Origin of the sequence: Burkholderia sp. Leaf177, from assembly GCF_001424345.1 — a bacterium.
Classification (GTDB): domain Bacteria; phylum Pseudomonadota; class Gammaproteobacteria; order Burkholderiales; family Burkholderiaceae; genus Caballeronia.
In genome coordinates, this window is record NZ_LMPF01000020.1 from 328,124 (window position 1) to 343,250 (window position 15,127).

Genomic DNA, 15,127 nt, shown 5'->3' on the forward strand with positions numbered 1-15,127 from the left:
GTTTGGACATGGAAATGCGTCGGGCTTTGTCATGTCAGAACGGCGATGGCATCGAAAGTGGCGAGCGCGTGCGCGACTTCACCGGCTTGCCGTTGAGCTTGCTGTCGTCGGCGGGAGTCGTGGGGCGCGATTCAAAACGCTCGCCGCCTTCCGCTTCGGCGTAAGCCGCATGCGCGACCAGCGGTTCGCTTTCCAGGTCGTTAATGGCTGCAGACCCCGGCTGCAACGCGCCGTCCTTCGCCCATTGCTCGCCGAGCTGATGATTCGGCGTCTTGCTGAAATACTCGACCAGATGATCGATGAACGTACGCACCTTCGCCGGCAGATGCCGACGACTCGGATACGCGACGTTGATCTCGACCTGCGGCAGCTTGTAGTCGCCCAGAAGCCTGACCAGCTTGCCGCGCGTGGTGTCGTTGCCGATCAGATAGCTCGGCAGGATTGCGATGCCCATGCCCAGCAGCGCGAACTGGCGCAGCATCTCGGTATTGTTCGCGACGATCACGTTCGTCGGCCGAACGCGCACTTCGCCTTCCGGACCGGTGAACACGCGTTCATCGCCGAAATATTCCGATGGCAAGCTCAGCGACGGATGTTCGGCCAGATCCTCGGGCCGCGTCGGCACGCCGTGCTTTTCGAGATATGCGGGCGTGGCGCAAACGGTCAGACAGCCGGTGGTCAGGCGTCGCGTGACAATGCTCGCGCTGCGCATCTGGCGCGCGATGACAATCCCGACATCGAACCCTTCTTCCACCAGATCGACCTGCCGGTCGACCAGAGTCACGTCGGGCACCACCTTCGGATAACGTTGCGCGTAGGTCTGCAGTACCGGCGCCAGGTTATGCAGGCCGAACACGACGGGTGCGACAATCCGTAGCGATCCAACCGGCTCGTGGTTACGCGCCACGACCATTTGCTCGACATCTTCGAGTTCATCGAGGATTTGCCGCGCACGTTCCAGATAAACCTGACCCGACTCGGTCAGCGAGAGGCTGCGTGTTGTCCGGTTGAGCAGACGTGTGCCGAGACGCCCTTCCAGGTCCGCGATATGGCGCGTCGCCACGGCGTTGGAGATATCCATTGCGCCGGCTGCGCGGGCAAAGCTGCCAAGATCCGCCACTCGGACGAATACTTTCATCGATTGCAAATGATCCATGAGACTACTCCTGCTGCTAGACGGCCTCTTTTAAATTCCTGAAGCAATTCGGAATTATCCTAGGACTCGCGTTTTCGTGCAGAAGTTGCCGGAAATCTCAGTTTTTCCGCTAAAAGATTTCGACTTTACCAAGCAGTAAGGTGAAAGCGAGCGGATTGTTGCTGAATTCGGAACGCTGGGCCGCGCCGATTGTTCGCGCAGGATTTCTGAAACGCTGGCTCAGGCAATTTTGACGCAGTAGAGCGGGAAAATGACGATGCGCCGCTTGTACGGCGCATCGTTGTCGATTATGTCGACTTCCGTCATCAATCACGTCTGACGAATATTACGCAGACAAGCGTTTTTCAATGTCCAATTTGGTTTCGGTAAGTTCTTGCGGCAGGCCTTGTGCGAGTTTTTTGAACAATTCGTCATGTAGTTGCAACTCTTCGCGCCATTCAGGACCTTGCACGGAGATCACGCGTTCGAACTGTTCACGTGAAAAATCGAGTTTGCCCCAATCGATATCCTCATACGTGGGCGATAGTCCAAACGCGTGTTCTTCGCCTTTGGCCGTCCCTTCAATCCGCCCGATCATCCACGTCAGTACGCGCATGTTGTCGCCGAAACCCGGCCATACGAACTTGCCCTGATCGTCCTTTCGGAACCAGTTCACGCAGAAGAACTTCGGCAGCTTGGCATCGAGTTGCGCGAGACGCTCGCCCATCTTGAGCCACTGACCGAAATATTCGCTCATGTTGTAGCCGCAGAACGGCAGCATCGCGAACGGATCGCGTCGCACCACGCCCTGCTGGCCGGACGCCGCGGCGGTGGTTTCCGAGCCCATGGTCGCGGCCATGTAGACGCCCTCATTCCAGTCGCGCGCCTCGGTCACGAGCGGGACCGTGTCCGAACGGCGTCCGCCGAAAATGAACGCATCAATCGCCACGCCCGCTGGATTTTCCCAATCGGCGTCAATCGATGGACACTGTGCCGCCGGCGCCGTGAAGCGCGCGTTCGGATGCGCGGCCTTCGTGCCGGATTCGGGTGTCCAGTCCTTTCCCTGCCAGTCGATCAAATGCGCGGGCGGCGTGTCCGTCATGCCTTCCCACCAGATATCGCCATCGTCGGTGAGCGCCACGTTCGTGAAGATGACGTTCTCCTTGAGCATCGCCATGGCGTTGAAGTTGGTCTTTTCGCTCGTGCCCGGCGCCACGCCGAAATAGCCGGCTTCCGGGTTGATTGCGTAGAGGCGGCCGTCGCGGCCGGGCTTGATCCACGCGATGTCGTCGCCAATGGTCGATACCTTCCAGCCCGCCATATCCTGCGGCGGAATCAGCATGGCAAAGTTGGTCTTGCCGCACGCCGACGGAAACGCCGCAGCGACGTGATATTTGCACCCTTCCGGCGACGTCACCCCGAGAATCAGCATGTGCTCGGCGAGCCAGCCTTCGTCGCGGCCCATCGTCGATGCAATCCGCAGCGCGAAACATTTTTTGCCGAGGAGCGCGTTGCCGCCGTAGCCGGAACCAAAGCTCCAGATCTCGCGGCTTTCCGGAAAATGGACGATGTACTTCGTGTCGTTGCAAGGCCACGGCACGTCCGTTTGTCCGGCTTGCAAAGGCGCGCCGACCGAATGCACGCACGGCACGAACTCGCCGTCCGTGCCCAGCACGTCGTACACCGCTTGACCCATGCGCGTCATGATGCGCATGTTCGTGACCACGTACGGGCTGTCCGTCAGCTCCACGCCAATATGCGCGATCGGCGAGCCGAGCGGTCCCATGGAAAACGGCACAACGTACATCGTGCGGCCGCGCATGCAGCCATCGAATAGGCCGTTCAGCGTGCCGCGCATCTCCTTCGGGTCGATCCAGTTGTTAGTCGGTCCAGCCTGCTCCGGGCGCGCCGAGCAAATGTACGTGCGATCCTCGACACGCGCGACATCGGAAGGATCGGAACACGCCAGATAAGAGTTCGGCCGTTTCGCCGGATTGAGGCGCCTGAGCGTGCCGGCGTCGACCATTTGCTGCGATAACCGGTCGTACTCAGCCTCCGACCCGTCGCACCATTCGATCCGGTCGGGCCTGGTGAGCGCCGCGATCTGCTCCACCCAGTCGATGAGCTTCCGGTTCTTGACATAGGCCGGCGCGTCGCGACCGGTCACGTTGTGGTCCACTACTGCGGGCTGGTTCATCGAGCACACTCCGTTCTTGGAAGAGAAAACGGTTGCAACCCGCCGGCGCTGCTCGCGAGAGGCGCATTTCACGTCACCGATGCACCCGCGCGGCGGAACTCACGCGCAGACGGCGACACAAAACCAAGGCTTGCGTCGGGAGTTGACGGGTCCGGCGGCGACTGCCGTCTGAATCGCGGCTTGCGTCGGCACGGAACAAACTGTTAAAAAGAGATAGGAATGTCTCCATCGATTGCCGGTGTTCCGGCTTTTGCGATGCATGAACGTGCAAACGGGCGCTTGGCCAACTTCGCTAAACTGGTCGTTTCGCGTTCAACAAAGCTTTCAATATTTTTGGTCCAGTCGCCTGCTGGCAAGCGGTAATCCTTGCAATATCACTAGCAGCTTAGCAAGACGCGATGCCTATATTTCGGCGAATTTATACGTAATTACCCGAACTTAGCTCGTCGTTTCCTGTTCATCTTCGAATTTCTGCAGCACGTTTGATGCCCATCAAAAGCCAATCCATGCCAATTAAAATTGCCATTCTCGACGACTACCAAGATGCCGTTCGTAAGCTCGATTGCTTCAATCTGCTTGCAGATCACGAAGTCAAAGTCTTCAATAACACGGTGCGCGGGCTCGGACAGTTGGCTAGCAGACTCTCGGAAGTCGAAGCCCTCGTTTTGATCCGGGAACGCACGCGGATCAGTTCGCAATTGCTCGATAAATTGCCCCGGCTGCGCATGATCAGCCAGACCGGCAAGGCGGGCGGCCATATCGAGCTCGATGCCTGTACCGAGCGCGGCATCGCCGTTCTGGAGGGAAGCGGCTCGCCTATCGCTCCGGCCGAGCTCACGTGGGCGCTGATCATGGCGGCCCAGCGGCGCATTCCGCAGTACGTGGCGAATCTGAAGCAAGGCGCGTGGCAGCAATCCGGCCTGAAGACATCGGCATTACCGCCGAATTTCGGGCTCGGACAAGTGTTGCGCGGTCAGACGCTCGGCATTTGGGGATACGGAAAGATCGGCCAGTTGCTTGCCGGTTATGGCAAAGCCTTCGGCATGAAAGTGGTGGTTTGGGGACGCGAGAATTCGCAGGCGGCTGCGCGCGCCGATGGCGTCGATGTCGCCGAAAGCCGGGAAGCGTTGTTCGAGCAAAGCGACGTGCTGTCGCTGCATTTGCGTCTGAACGATGAAACCCGCGGCATTGTCACCGCCGCCGATTTGATGCGCATGAAGCCGACTGCGCTGTTCGTGAATACGAGCCGCGCCGAGTTGCTCGAGGAAAATGCGCTGCTCAACGCGCTGCATCACAACCGGCCAGGAATGGTTGCCATCGACGTATATGAAAGCGAGCCGATCCTTCAGGGCTACAGCCTTCTGCGCATGGAAAACGTGATTTGCACGCCGCACATTGGCTACGTGGAACGCGAAAGCTACGAGCTGTACTTTTCGGCGGCGTTTAAGAACATTCTTGCCTTCGATGCCGGCGATACATCCAGCGTCGCCAATCCGGAAGCGCTGGTTGGCGGCCGCCGGCGGTAAGTCAGATGGTGGAGATGGCGGTGGACGGCTCGCATCGGACGGGGAAGTTCACCGAGTTCGCGATGAAACAAAACGCGTGCGCTTCTTCGTGCAGGCGCTCGGCCAGATTCACATCGCCGCCCGCGCCTATCAACACTTGCGGGCGCAAAAGGACATCGGTGAAACGGCCGCCGCCCTGCTTCGTTTCTTCCATCGTGCCGACGGGTTCATCCACGTAACCCGTCACCACGATGCCGTTCACCGAGCACAAGTGCAGATACCAAAGCATGTGGCACGACGAAAGCGACGCCACGAACAGCTCCTCCGGATTGTGTCGCGTGGAGTCGCCGCGAAATGCGGGATCGCTCGAAGCTTCGATAGCAGGTTTGTTCGCCACGCGAATCAGATGGTCGCGGGAATAGGCGTCGTAGCCCGACGTGCCCGAACCCTGGTCGCCAGTCCAGGCAACTTGGAGCGTGTACTTATGCTGTTTGGCCATCGTGTTGAAGCTCCTGCTCAGAGTTGCGCCGCCGCGCCCAGAACCTCGGGCAAACGCATGAGAAATTGCTCGCCATCGGCCCGGCCCAGATCGTACGCGGGCCGCATCAGCGCCGGACTCGTATAGTCCCACGACGAAATCGGCACCTTTCGCGACGGCTGCACATACACGCGGCGCTGGTCGCGCGTTTCGCCATGCTCCACCACGAACATGCGCGGGCGCGGATACACGCGCGTCACCATCACGAGAACCAATCCCGGCGATGCATCCAGCGCGCCGACCGGCACGTTGTCGACCATGCCGCCGTCGAGAACAGGCCGGCCGTTCCGGCGCAAAACGGGCGTAAAAGGTGGCGTGCTCGACGATTGCAGGATCAGATCGGCGAGATCCTCCACGGTCGCGCACGCCTGTGCCCTGACGAATTCCGGATGGAACCCGAGCGCTTGCCCAAGCGTGGGATGGAGCTTCTTGCGCACGTACTTTTCGATGTTATAGGCAATCAATCCCGCCGCCACCGCACTTCGCGCGCCGAGCCAGCGCGGCAAATGCGACACGCCGATACGAATCTCCGGCGCATCTTTCAGCGACGCAAACTCGGCGCCATAGATATCCAGCAACGCCTGCCGATAAATCCGATAGTGCGGAAACACCGATTCGCCGCGCAGCAAATTGCCCCAATACGCGTTCTTCGCGTTATCGCGCAACACGCGCGAGTAATAATCCATCACCCATTCCGAGCGATTCGTGTACAGCATGCACGCGGTCGCCGCGCCCGCAGAGATGCTCGTGATGACGCGCGGACGCAGCTTCAGTTCCGGCTGAACGACGTCCCAGAAACCCGCTTGCCACCAGCAGCGATTGCCGCCGCCGGCGAATACGACTTGATCGAACATAAATGTTTTTAGGCGAGAAGCATGACGGTGGTGGTCGCGTGCGCGGCGAGCGCGCCGGTTTCATCGTGGAGTTCGATTTCGCCGAAAACCAGATTGCGGCCGCGACGCAAGATGGTTGCGGTGACGAGGACATCGCCGGCTTTCACCGGGCGCAGGAAACTCGTGGTCAGCGAGACGGTGGACATCGGCTGAAAACCGCCGAGCGCGTGCGAAATAGCGACGATCATGGCCGTGTCGGCCGCTGCCATGAACACCTGGCCGCAAATCACGCCGCCCGCGTGGCGCAGTTTGTCGGCGTGCGGCAAGCGCAACGTGACGCCCGTATCCGAAGCGCTTTCCGGCGATAAACCCAGGTCGCGAATCCACGGCGCGAAGGTGGAATCGAGCAAGGCGCGGATAGCGGAATCATCCATGAATTTGGCTTTTTAAAGCACGGCCGTTCGCCGCTGGAACGCCATGATAGCCGTTCCTGACGCTCGTTTTTAAGATGACTGATTGGCGGTCGCGCCTTGCGTCGCCATGACTGCGGGTGTGATCGAGAAGGATTTTCAGATTTTGTCGCGCGGACAGTTGCGTAACGTGAGAAAACGTCGCTATAATTCGGATTCAGTTTTTCCGGGGCGTTAGCTCAGTTGGTAGAGCAGCGGACTCTTAATCCGTAGGTCGACAGTTCGAATCTGTCACGCCCCACCAAGAATTTGAAAAGCCGGCTAGTGCAAACTAACCGGCTTTTTGCATTTGATGCGCTTCAATCAGAAGAATAATCGGCGCGCACGCCTTGTTTCCCTTTTTTGCAATTCCTCACAATGGCGTTCGGCCGAAGCGCCCAGAATTACACGCTGCAGTTTCACGTATGTTCAGCGGGAGGCCAGATGCACGCTATTCCAATAAATTACAACGACCACATCCTGATGCCGCTCGCTGCGGGCGAGCGTGGCAGTTTTGCTTCGATGATCATCGTCACCAAGCCAGACGGTGCGCGCTGGGCTTCAGGTGTGCTCGGCTATTTCAATGAACCGGACGATGCGTGCCGCTTTGCTATTGAATATGGGAAGGCTGAAGCGGATGGGCGGAAACCACCAAGGAATTTGAAGCTTGCGTGACCGTCAAAGAAAAGCCCGCTGATCGCGGGCTTTTTCATATTAGAACGGATTAATTTCGATGATGCATCCAGCTCATATGATGCGCATCGAGCCACTCATGCAAGCGCATTGCGCTGTCCGAAGGACTTTCCGGATGATCCCGCCGGTATTTGCGGCCAAGCACGCCCGCGATACCAATCAGAACCGCAAGCCCTATCACGAAGCCAATCATCGATTGAGTCATGGCTGCCTCCTTGATTACGTCGCGACGTGATTACAGTTTAGGTCACGCCTTCTGGAATGCGAGGTCGACGTAAAAAAGCCCAGCCAATAAAGCTGGGCAAATCCACCGGGGTCACCCGTTGGAGGAGGTTCCTGATTCGTACCGCCGTAATCGGGAATCGATATGAAAAATGATCCTATTGAAAGCTTTGCAGCGATCTCAGACCGATTTAATGACCCATATAAACTGAACGCACGCTGTCACCGGTTGCCATGTGAACGTTCGAACCTGAATCGGACGTGCCATTCGATACACCGCCGTAACCGGTCTTTCCAGCGTTCTGCGCGGCGACGCGCGCTTCCGCAGCTTGAATGTTTGCAGGGTAATCGTAGTCATTTGCCGTTGCCGGGTTGTAACCGGCAGCTTCGATCTGGACCAATTCGGCCTTTACTTGAGCGCGTGTAAGCGGCTGATTTGTTTGGGCAAACGAAACGACTGGCGCGGCGAGTACTGCGGCGACGACAACTGCCTGGATGAATGATTTCATGATACTTACCTCCGACTTTTGTTTTGCCGCGATCAACCTTGATCGCGTTCTGTAAATACAGTTTAGGTAAGTATCGTCTGAAAATTAAGCGTCAAGCTGGCAAGAGATTATTGTCGAATTAGGTGTTAACCCTAAATCTTCGAAGCGCTGAACGAATTAATACGATCAATTAAATACTTTCGATTATCTTCATTTATCCTTACAACGGAATTGACGGATATTCATCGGCTCCCGAAAAAAAACAGAAGATGGGAAACTGGGCGTTCGCTCCCTCGATTTCACAAACATGCTCACAACCGTCCTCGTTTTGATCCCGCTTCAGACTGAAAGTCACGCCACGGTATCGAGGGCTTTCAACGTCATCACCGCGCTCGACCAACCCGCGCTCGATACCGCCCTGACGCATCACGCCGATAAGATCCGCGCGGTCCTTACGAACGGCACGGTCGGTATCGATGCATCGGCAATCGCGCGGTTGCCGAAACTCGAATTGATCGGCGCTTTGGGCGCGGGTTACGAGAACATCGACCGGGAAGCCGCGAAGGCGCGCGGTATCGAAGTGGTGAACGGCACCGGAACGAACGATGACTGCGTCGCCGATCACGCCTTCGCGCTGCTGCTCGGCGTAGTCCGGCAGATCCCCGCGCTCGATCAGGCGTGCCGGCAAGGTGTATGGCGCGATGACCTGCCGTTCCAGCCGAACTTTTCGGGCAAGAAGCTCGGCGTGATCGGGCTGGGGAATATCGGCAAGAAAGTTGCGAAGCGTGCGCTTGGGTTCGATATCGAAATTGGTTATCACAACCGCCGGCCGAACACGGACGCGCCTTACACGTATTTCGATTCCGTGATCGCGCTAGCCGAATGGGCCGATTACCTCGTGATCGCGACGCCAGGCGGCGCCGGGACGAAACATTTGATCAATGCCGGCGTGCTGGCCGCGCTCGGCTCGCACGGATTTTTGGTCAACGTGGCGCGCGGCAGCGTGGTGGATACAGCCGCGCTCGCCGATGCCCTCGAACGCGGCGTGATCGCGGGCGCGGGGCTGGACGTGTACGAAGGCGAACCCGCGCCGCCGGCCTTGTTGATCGACTCAAAGCGCGTTGTGCTGACGCCGCACGTGGGCGGGCGGTCGCCGGAAGCGGTGGCGGCATCGGTGCAAATGTTCATCGATAACGCCACCTGCCATTTCGCCGGAATCCCTGTACTGACACCTGTTTGAAAGCTTATCCGGGGTCGCTCGGCGAGGTTTGCCGCGATCCCGTATCGTGTCGGTCTACGCCCGATCTCGTTCCTATCTCAAAACCGTGTCAGACCCAACTGCGCTCCTCCCCGACGCCCCCATGACCGCGCTGCAGAAGCGCGGCATGGCGGCCATGCTGCTGGCTGTCTCCCTCGCCACACTCGATACCGCCATTGCCAATACAGCGCTTCCGGCGATTGCCCACGATCTTCATGCCGCGCCGGCCGCGTCCGTGTGGATCATCAACGCGTATCAGTTAGCGATGGTCGCCACGCTCCTGCCGTTCGCGGCGCTCGGCGGCATTGTCGGGCATCGGAAAATTTATCTCGGCGGCTTGATCCTGTTCCTGGTGGCGTCGCTCACTTGCGCGCTGTCGTGGTCGCTTCCCACGCTCACCGCCGCGCGGCTGCTGCAAGGAATTGGCGCGAGCGCGGTCATGAGCGTCAACACGGCGCTGATCAGCGCGATTTATCCGCATCACCGGCTTGGACGCGGACTCGGGCTCAATGCGCTGATCGTGGGGATATCGTTCGCGGTTGGTCCGACGGTCGCGTCCATCGTGCTTTCGCTCGGCACGTGGCCGTGGCTGTTCGCGGTGAATGTGCCGATTGGCTTGACCGCGCTGTTTATCGGCTGGTCGGCGTTGCCGGAAACGGCGCGCAGCACGCACGGGTTTGACCGCGTGGCCGCGGGTTTGAACGTGGTGACCTTCGCCGCGCTGGTGTTCGCGCTTGGTGAAGCGGCGCAGCGCGCGCCCGCGCATGTCGTGCTGACCGCGCTCTGCGTAACCGTGGTCGCGGGCGGCCTGATGCTGCGTCGCGAACGCGGTCATCCGGCGCCGATGCTTCCCGTCGATCTCTTCAAGCGGCCGATGTTCGCTTTATCGACGGCAACCGCTGTCTGCTCGTTCGCCGCGCAAGGGCTGGCGTTCGTGTCGCTGCCGTTTTATTTCGAAAGCGTGCTCGGGCGCAGTCAGGTCGAAACCGGCTTCCTGATGACGCCATGGTCCGTGATGGTGGCGCTGCTCGCGCCGGTCGCGGGACGTTTGTCGGACCGGCATCCGCCTGGATTGCTCGGCGGCGTGGGCCTGGCGGTGATGTGCGCGGGAATGGCGTCGCTGGCATTGTTGCCGGCGCACCCGCATGCACTCGATATTTGCATCCGCATGGCCATTTGCGGCGCGGGTTTCGGGTTTTTCCAGTCGCCGAATCTGAAGGCGCTGATGGCGAGCGCGCCGCGCGAGCGCAGCGGCGGCGCAAGCGGCGTGGTTGCAACGGCGCGGCTCGTGGGTCAGGCAACGGGCGCGGCGCTGGTTGCGCTGAGCTTCGGGATCGCGGGACATCACGGTCCGGCGCTGGCGCTCGCGCTTGGCGCGGGGTTCGCGGGCGTGGCGAGTATTGCGAGCGGCCTGCGTCTTATCACCCGCGATAAACCTGCTGAGCCGATGCAACCCGCGACCAAATAGGTTTTACTCAGCCATCAACGCGGCTTTCGCTTTTGTCATCGGATCGGTCCAGTCGCCGAGCGTGGTCTGCGTGAAAAGACGTGCGCTCGGATACCACACGCTGTCCTCACGATTAGCCATCCAGCGCCAGTCGTTGTTTTTCGGCAGGAACACCCACACGGGCTTGCCGAGCGCACCCGCCACATGCGCGACGGAAGTATCGACGGTCATCACCAGATCGAGTTGATCGATGAACGCGGCGGTATCGGCGAAATCTTTTAGATTGTCCGTTAGATCGTAGGGTTTCAGCGCGCAATCCGCGTTCGAAAGCTGATCGCGCGCCGTGCCCTTTTGCAGCGAAAACCACGCGACGTTCTTCACATCCGCTAGCGACGAAAACGCCGACAACGGCATGGAACGGAACTGGTCGTTGCCGAAAGTCGGGCTGCCCGCCCAAACAATCCCCACTTTCTTGCGGCCGGCAGCCAGCATTTCCACACGCGTCGGCCCCATGCCAATGCGTTCCGCGCTCAGGCTCATGTACGGAATGTCGGCGAGCGCGCCGGGGACGAGATGCCCGACGTGATGCGGCACGCTCATGGAAGGCGTCCAATAGTCGTATTCCTGGGTCGAACCGCGGTTGAGCGCCCGGCGAATTCCGCGAACGCTTTGCACCAGCTCCACGATGTTCTCCGGCACCCACATATCCACGGTTGCGCCCATTTTTTCAAGCACGCTCACGTAACGCGAGAACTGGATCATGTCGCCGTGACCTTGTTCACCCGCAACCAGAAGCGTCTTGCCCTGCAACGGTTCGCCGCGCCACTCGGGAACGCCGGGGATTTCCATCGGCTTGTATTTGCTCGAGCGCCAGCGCACTTCATGCAGCGCCCAGCCTTCCTTGAAGTTGCCGCGTCTAAGTTGCAGCAGCGCGAGGTTGTGCTGTGCATCGGCGTGATCGGGGTCGAGTTCAAGCGCGCGCAGATAATGCGCTTCCTCTTCCTCGAAGAAGCCTTGCGAGCCAAGAGATGCGCCCACGCAGACGTGAATTTGCGGGTCATCGCGCAAGGTCAGTGCATGCCGATACGCCTTTTCCGCATCCACGAAGCGGCCGTGCAGTCCGAGCGTGGTGCCGAGATTCACGCGCGCCTCGAAGTGATCCGGCCTCAAAGCCAGCGCACGATGCAAGCTCGCGACGGATTCATCAAAACGCTTCAGTGAGCGCAGCGCGTTGCCTTCGCCGAAATGCGCTTCGAAGCTGTTGGGATTGAGGCGAAGCGCCTCACGATAAGTCGCCAGCGCTTCGTCGTAACGCTTCGCTGCAGCGAACGTGGAGCCGAGGTTCAGGCGGCTATCGAAGAAATCGGGGTCTTGGGCGAGCAGCGTTTGGTGCTGCTCAATGGATTCGTCGAAAAGGCCTTGCTTTTGCAGCGCCACGCCGAGGTTATTGCGTGCGTTGGTGAAACCAGGATCGAGCGCGAGCGCGTGCTCGTAGCACTCCACGGCATATGGAAAATCGCCGAGAGCCGCCGCGACCAAGCCACGATTGCTCCAGCATGCCGATGCATCCAGCGCAAGTCCAAGCGCGCGATCCATGAACTTCGCCGCGTCTTCATTTTCGCCGCGCTGGTGGAGCAGGACGCCGAGGTAATGCAGGGCATCGACGTGGTCCGGGCGCTGCCGCAAAACCTCCCGATAACCGCTTTCAGCCTCGCCCATGTGACCGGCTTGATGATGACTGAACGCTACGGCAAACGGTTCGGTAACTTGATTCATGGCAGGCGTATTCAGCAAAGTGGATAACCTGTTCATGCTAAAGAGCGCATTACCGGCCAGCTATCGGATTAGTCTTATCCCGTGTTGTTCAATTTGAAGTTATGCGTTTCGCGCAGATGCGCGTCAATCTTTTTGGCCTGGGGAATGAAAGCCCGGCTTGCCGATCTGATCCGGCGTTTGCGGCACGCGGCGGAACCGCGAAGTGTCGTAACCCATTTCATCGAGGCGGCCAAGCAGCTCGCGATATTTCGTATCGCTGATATTCGGCGAGCGCGCAAAGATCCAGCCGAGTTTGCGATCCGTATATCCGATGATCGTGTACTGGTAATCATCGTCCACGTAAAGCGTCTTCTGGCTCGCGTAAATCGGCCAGAAGATTCGCACGCTCCATTCGGCGTTGTTCGTTCCGGGAACAACCGAATCCGTGAATTGATAATGCTTCAACGGATTATCGAACGTGTTCTTGTGCGCGTAATACGAGTCGTCGATCTTGCCGTCATCGCGCAATTTCCATTCGGCGTAACTGCCGACAAAGTCCTTCTCGGCGAAATACGGAATATTCGCGACGATGTACCAGCGCCCCATGTATCGCGGCAGATCAACCGTTGGCGCGAGTTTCAATTCGCCTAAAGCGCGTGGATTTGGATTTTTCGGCGAGGAAATACATGCGCTGAGCACGAGCGCCATCGCGGACAAAACAAGAACAATTCGAAGAGGACGGGACATGGGCGCACCAAAGTGTTGAGGCCGGTTTCTCGGAATCAACACTGGTGCAAATTACAGTCCCGAAGCCCGAAGCCCGAAGCCCGAAGCCGGCAGCTTCAAGCGCGATTTAAATGCGCCGGACCTTCACCTTCTTTCCCTTCACTTTTCCTGCCGACAACCGGCTCACTGCTTTGTCCGCAATATCCCGCGATACCGCCACGTACGTGACCATGTCCGTCACATTGATCTTGCCGATCTGCGAGCCTTCAAAACCGGCGTCGCCGGTGAGCGCGCCGAGGACATCGCCGGGACGAATCTTTTCCTTACGTCCGCCGAGAATTTGCAGCGTAGCCATGGGCGGCTGAAGATGTCCCGGCGTTGCCGGCGTCAGTTCGCTCAGCTTGTGCCATTCCACTTCCTTTTTCTGCGCCTGTTCGATCGAACTCACGCGCGCCATTTCATTCATGCTCGCGAGGCTCAGCGCCCAGCCTTCCTGATCCGCGCGGCCCGTTCGTCCAATCCGATGAACGTGGATCTCGGGATCCTGCGTGACATCGACGTTGATCACGGCTTCCAGTTGCGTGATGTCGAGCCCGCGGGCGGCGACATCGGTTGCGACGAGAACCGAGCAACTCCGGTTGGCGAACTGCACGAGAACCTGATCGCGTTCGCGTTGTTCGAGCTCACCGTGCAGCGCCAAAGCATGAAACCCCTGGGCGACGAGCACATCGAGGAGATCGCGGCATTGCTGCTTGGTGTTGCAGAACGCAAGCGTGCTCACGGGCTGATAGTGATCGAGCAACAGGCCGACAGCGTGCAGACGTTCGTTGTCATCGACTTCGTAGAAACGCTGTTTGATCTTCGAATTCGTGTGCTGTTCGGTGAGTTTGACTTCCTGCGGTTTGCGCAGGAATTGCTGGCTCAGCTTCGCGATGCCTTCCGGATAAGTCGCGGAGAAAAGCAGCGTCTGGCGCTCCTTCGGACATTGCTTGGCGACCGCGACGATGTCATCGAAAAAACCCATGTCGAGCATGCGGTCGGCTTCATCGAGCACGAGTGTTTTCAACGCGCTCAATTCCAGCGTGCCGCGCTCCAGGTGATCCATGAGACGTCCCGGCGTGCCCACGGCAATGTGGCAACCGTGTTCGAGACTTGCGATCTGCGGGCGCATAGGCGAGCCGCCGCACAGCGTCAGGATTTTGATGTTGTCTTCCGCGCGCGCGATCCGGCGAATTTCCTGCGTGACCTGATCGGCGAGTTCGCGCGTCGGGCACAGCACGAGCGCCTGCACCGAGAAAAGCTTCGGATCGATCTTCGCGAGCAACGGCAACGCGAACGCGGCGGTCTTGCCGCTGCCCGTCTTGGCCTGCGCAATGAGATCGTGACCCGCGAGGGCGAGCGGCAGGCTGGCGGCCTGGATCGGAGTCATCGTGAGATAACCGAGTTGCTCGAGGTTCGCCAGCATTGCCGGCGACAGCGGCAAGGCGCTGAATGAAGTTGGCGTGGTCATTTAAAAGTGTCTGGTTACTTCGCGGCAGGTTTCGGCGGGACCGAATTGTCCTGCTCGTAGGTGATGGTGCCGTCGGGCGCGTCGTGGCGAAGCACCTTGTTGCGCGCGCCGCACATGGGGCAGCGGAACATCAGGCCCTGGCCTTCGTTCTTGATGAGCACGTCGGCGAGTTGCCATTCGGCGCCGCACGGCTGGTTTCGGCAGATAAACATGATTGAATTGAGCGTAATGGATGGGGTTGCGGCCTGAAAAGGGCGTCGGCGTGGCCAACGCGCGCTGTTTTCGCGCAATAGAAGGCGAAGTGTACGCGTACGCAGTGCAATTGCCCCGATTTACGGTGTTTTGCCAGCGCTTCGCCCTTCCCTGCCGAA

Annotated in this window: 16 protein-coding genes and 1 tRNA gene; 5 read left to right on the top strand and 12 right to left on the bottom strand. The window is 59.3% G+C overall.

What is annotated here, in order from left to right; translation table 11 throughout:
• Nucleotides 1-34: 34 nt before the first annotated feature.
• From ASG35_RS15160 to ASG35_RS31380, 3 genes are all read right to left on the bottom strand, one after another.
• Nucleotides 35-1,156, bottom strand: coding sequence for a LysR family transcriptional regulator (locus ASG35_RS15160; protein WP_056358658.1), 1,122 nt, complete (start codon nt 1,154-1,156; stop codon nt 35-37).
• A 325-nt stretch (nt 1,157-1,481) separates the two neighbouring features.
• Entirely contained in the window at nt 1,482-3,332 is a 1,851-nt protein-coding gene (locus ASG35_RS15165; RefSeq protein WP_056358662.1) for a phosphoenolpyruvate carboxykinase (GTP), read from the bottom strand.
• A gap of 203 nt (nt 3,333-3,535) precedes the next feature.
• Nucleotides 3,536-3,688 (bottom strand): hypothetical protein, encoded by a 153-nt coding sequence (locus tag ASG35_RS31380; RefSeq protein ID WP_156393173.1) that lies wholly within the window; start codon nt 3,686-3,688, stop codon nt 3,536-3,538.
• A 156-nt stretch (nt 3,689-3,844) separates the two neighbouring features.
• Here ASG35_RS31380 and ASG35_RS15170 point away from each other — a divergent pair, with 156 nt between their 5' ends.
• Nucleotides 3,845-4,858, top strand: a complete 1,014-nt coding sequence (locus ASG35_RS15170) for a D-2-hydroxyacid dehydrogenase family protein (protein WP_056358926.1) — start codon at nt 3,845-3,847, stop codon at nt 4,856-4,858.
• Between the two features lies 1 nt (nt 4,859).
• Here ASG35_RS15170 and ASG35_RS15175 read toward each other — a convergent pair whose 3' ends face one another.
• From ASG35_RS15175 to ASG35_RS15185, 3 genes are read right to left on the bottom strand one after another with little or no spacing between them, the layout of a single operon-like run.
• Nucleotides 4,860-5,336 (bottom strand): OsmC family protein, encoded by a 477-nt coding sequence (locus ASG35_RS15175; protein ID WP_056358667.1) that lies wholly within the window; start codon nt 5,334-5,336, stop codon nt 4,860-4,862.
• Between the two features lie 17 nt (nt 5,337-5,353).
• Complete coding sequence (locus ASG35_RS15180; protein ID WP_056358669.1) at nt 5,354-6,229, bottom strand: patatin-like phospholipase family protein; 876 nt, start codon at nt 6,227-6,229, stop codon at nt 5,354-5,356.
• Nucleotides 6,230-6,237: 8 nt separating this feature from the next.
• On the bottom strand, nt 6,238-6,642 hold the full coding sequence (locus ASG35_RS15185; protein ID WP_056358671.1) for a PaaI family thioesterase: 405 nt from the start codon (nt 6,640-6,642) through the stop codon (nt 6,238-6,240).
• Nucleotides 6,643-6,846: 204 nt separating this feature from the next.
• On the opposite strand from ASG35_RS15185, the gene ASG35_RS15190 reads away from it, so the two are divergent.
• Together ASG35_RS15190 and ASG35_RS15195 are read left to right on the top strand one after the other, a co-directional pair.
• Nucleotides 6,847-6,922 (top strand) — tRNA-Lys (locus tag ASG35_RS15190).
• Between the two features lie 179 nt (nt 6,923-7,101).
• Nucleotides 7,102-7,332, top strand: a complete 231-nt coding sequence (locus tag ASG35_RS15195) for a hypothetical protein (RefSeq protein ID WP_156393174.1) — start codon at nt 7,102-7,104, stop codon at nt 7,330-7,332.
• Between the two features lie 49 nt (nt 7,333-7,381).
• On the opposite strand, the gene ASG35_RS31385 is transcribed toward ASG35_RS15195, so the two are convergent.
• Entirely contained in the window at nt 7,382-7,555 is a 174-nt protein-coding gene (locus ASG35_RS31385; RefSeq protein WP_156393175.1) for an LPXTG cell wall anchor domain-containing protein, read from the bottom strand.
• A 208-nt stretch (nt 7,556-7,763) separates the two neighbouring features.
• Nucleotides 7,764-8,081 (bottom strand): DUF4148 domain-containing protein, encoded by a 318-nt coding sequence (locus ASG35_RS15200; protein WP_056358929.1) that lies wholly within the window; start codon nt 8,079-8,081, stop codon nt 7,764-7,766.
• A 286-nt stretch (nt 8,082-8,367) separates the two neighbouring features.
• On the opposite strand from ASG35_RS15200, the gene ASG35_RS15205 reads away from it, so the two are divergent.
• Both ASG35_RS15205 and ASG35_RS15210 read left to right on the top strand, forming a co-directional pair.
• On the top strand, nt 8,368-9,300 hold the full coding sequence (locus ASG35_RS15205) for a 2-hydroxyacid dehydrogenase (protein WP_056358676.1): 933 nt from the start codon (nt 8,368-8,370) through the stop codon (nt 9,298-9,300).
• A gap of 121 nt (nt 9,301-9,421) precedes the next feature.
• Nucleotides 9,422-10,786: an MFS transporter gene (locus ASG35_RS15210; protein WP_056358679.1), complete on the top strand. Its 1,365-nt coding sequence runs from the start codon at nt 9,422-9,424 to the stop codon at nt 10,784-10,786.
• Between the two features lie 3 nt (nt 10,787-10,789).
• On the opposite strand, the gene ASG35_RS15215 is transcribed toward ASG35_RS15210, so the two are convergent.
• The 4 genes from ASG35_RS15215 to ASG35_RS15230 form a co-directional block, all read right to left on the bottom strand.
• Nucleotides 10,790-12,541 carry a tetratricopeptide repeat protein gene (locus ASG35_RS15215; RefSeq protein ID WP_056358683.1) on the bottom strand — a complete coding sequence of 584 codons (1,752 nt, stop codon included), beginning with the start codon at nt 12,539-12,541 and terminating at the stop codon, nt 10,790-10,792.
• A 123-nt stretch (nt 12,542-12,664) separates the two neighbouring features.
• A complete protein-coding gene (locus tag ASG35_RS15220; protein WP_056358686.1) occupies nt 12,665-13,267 on the bottom strand; it encodes a lipocalin family protein in 603 nt (200 codons plus the stop codon).
• A 106-nt stretch (nt 13,268-13,373) separates the two neighbouring features.
• Nucleotides 13,374-14,756 carry an ATP-dependent RNA helicase DbpA gene (gene dbpA / locus ASG35_RS15225; RefSeq protein ID WP_056358690.1) on the bottom strand — a complete coding sequence of 461 codons (1,383 nt, stop codon included), beginning with the start codon at nt 14,754-14,756 and terminating at the stop codon, nt 13,374-13,376.
• A 14-nt stretch (nt 14,757-14,770) separates the two neighbouring features.
• Nucleotides 14,771-14,968 (bottom strand): hypothetical protein, encoded by a 198-nt coding sequence (locus tag ASG35_RS15230; RefSeq protein WP_047895277.1) that lies wholly within the window; start codon nt 14,966-14,968, stop codon nt 14,771-14,773.
• Between the last annotated feature and the right edge of the window lie 159 nt (nt 14,969-15,127).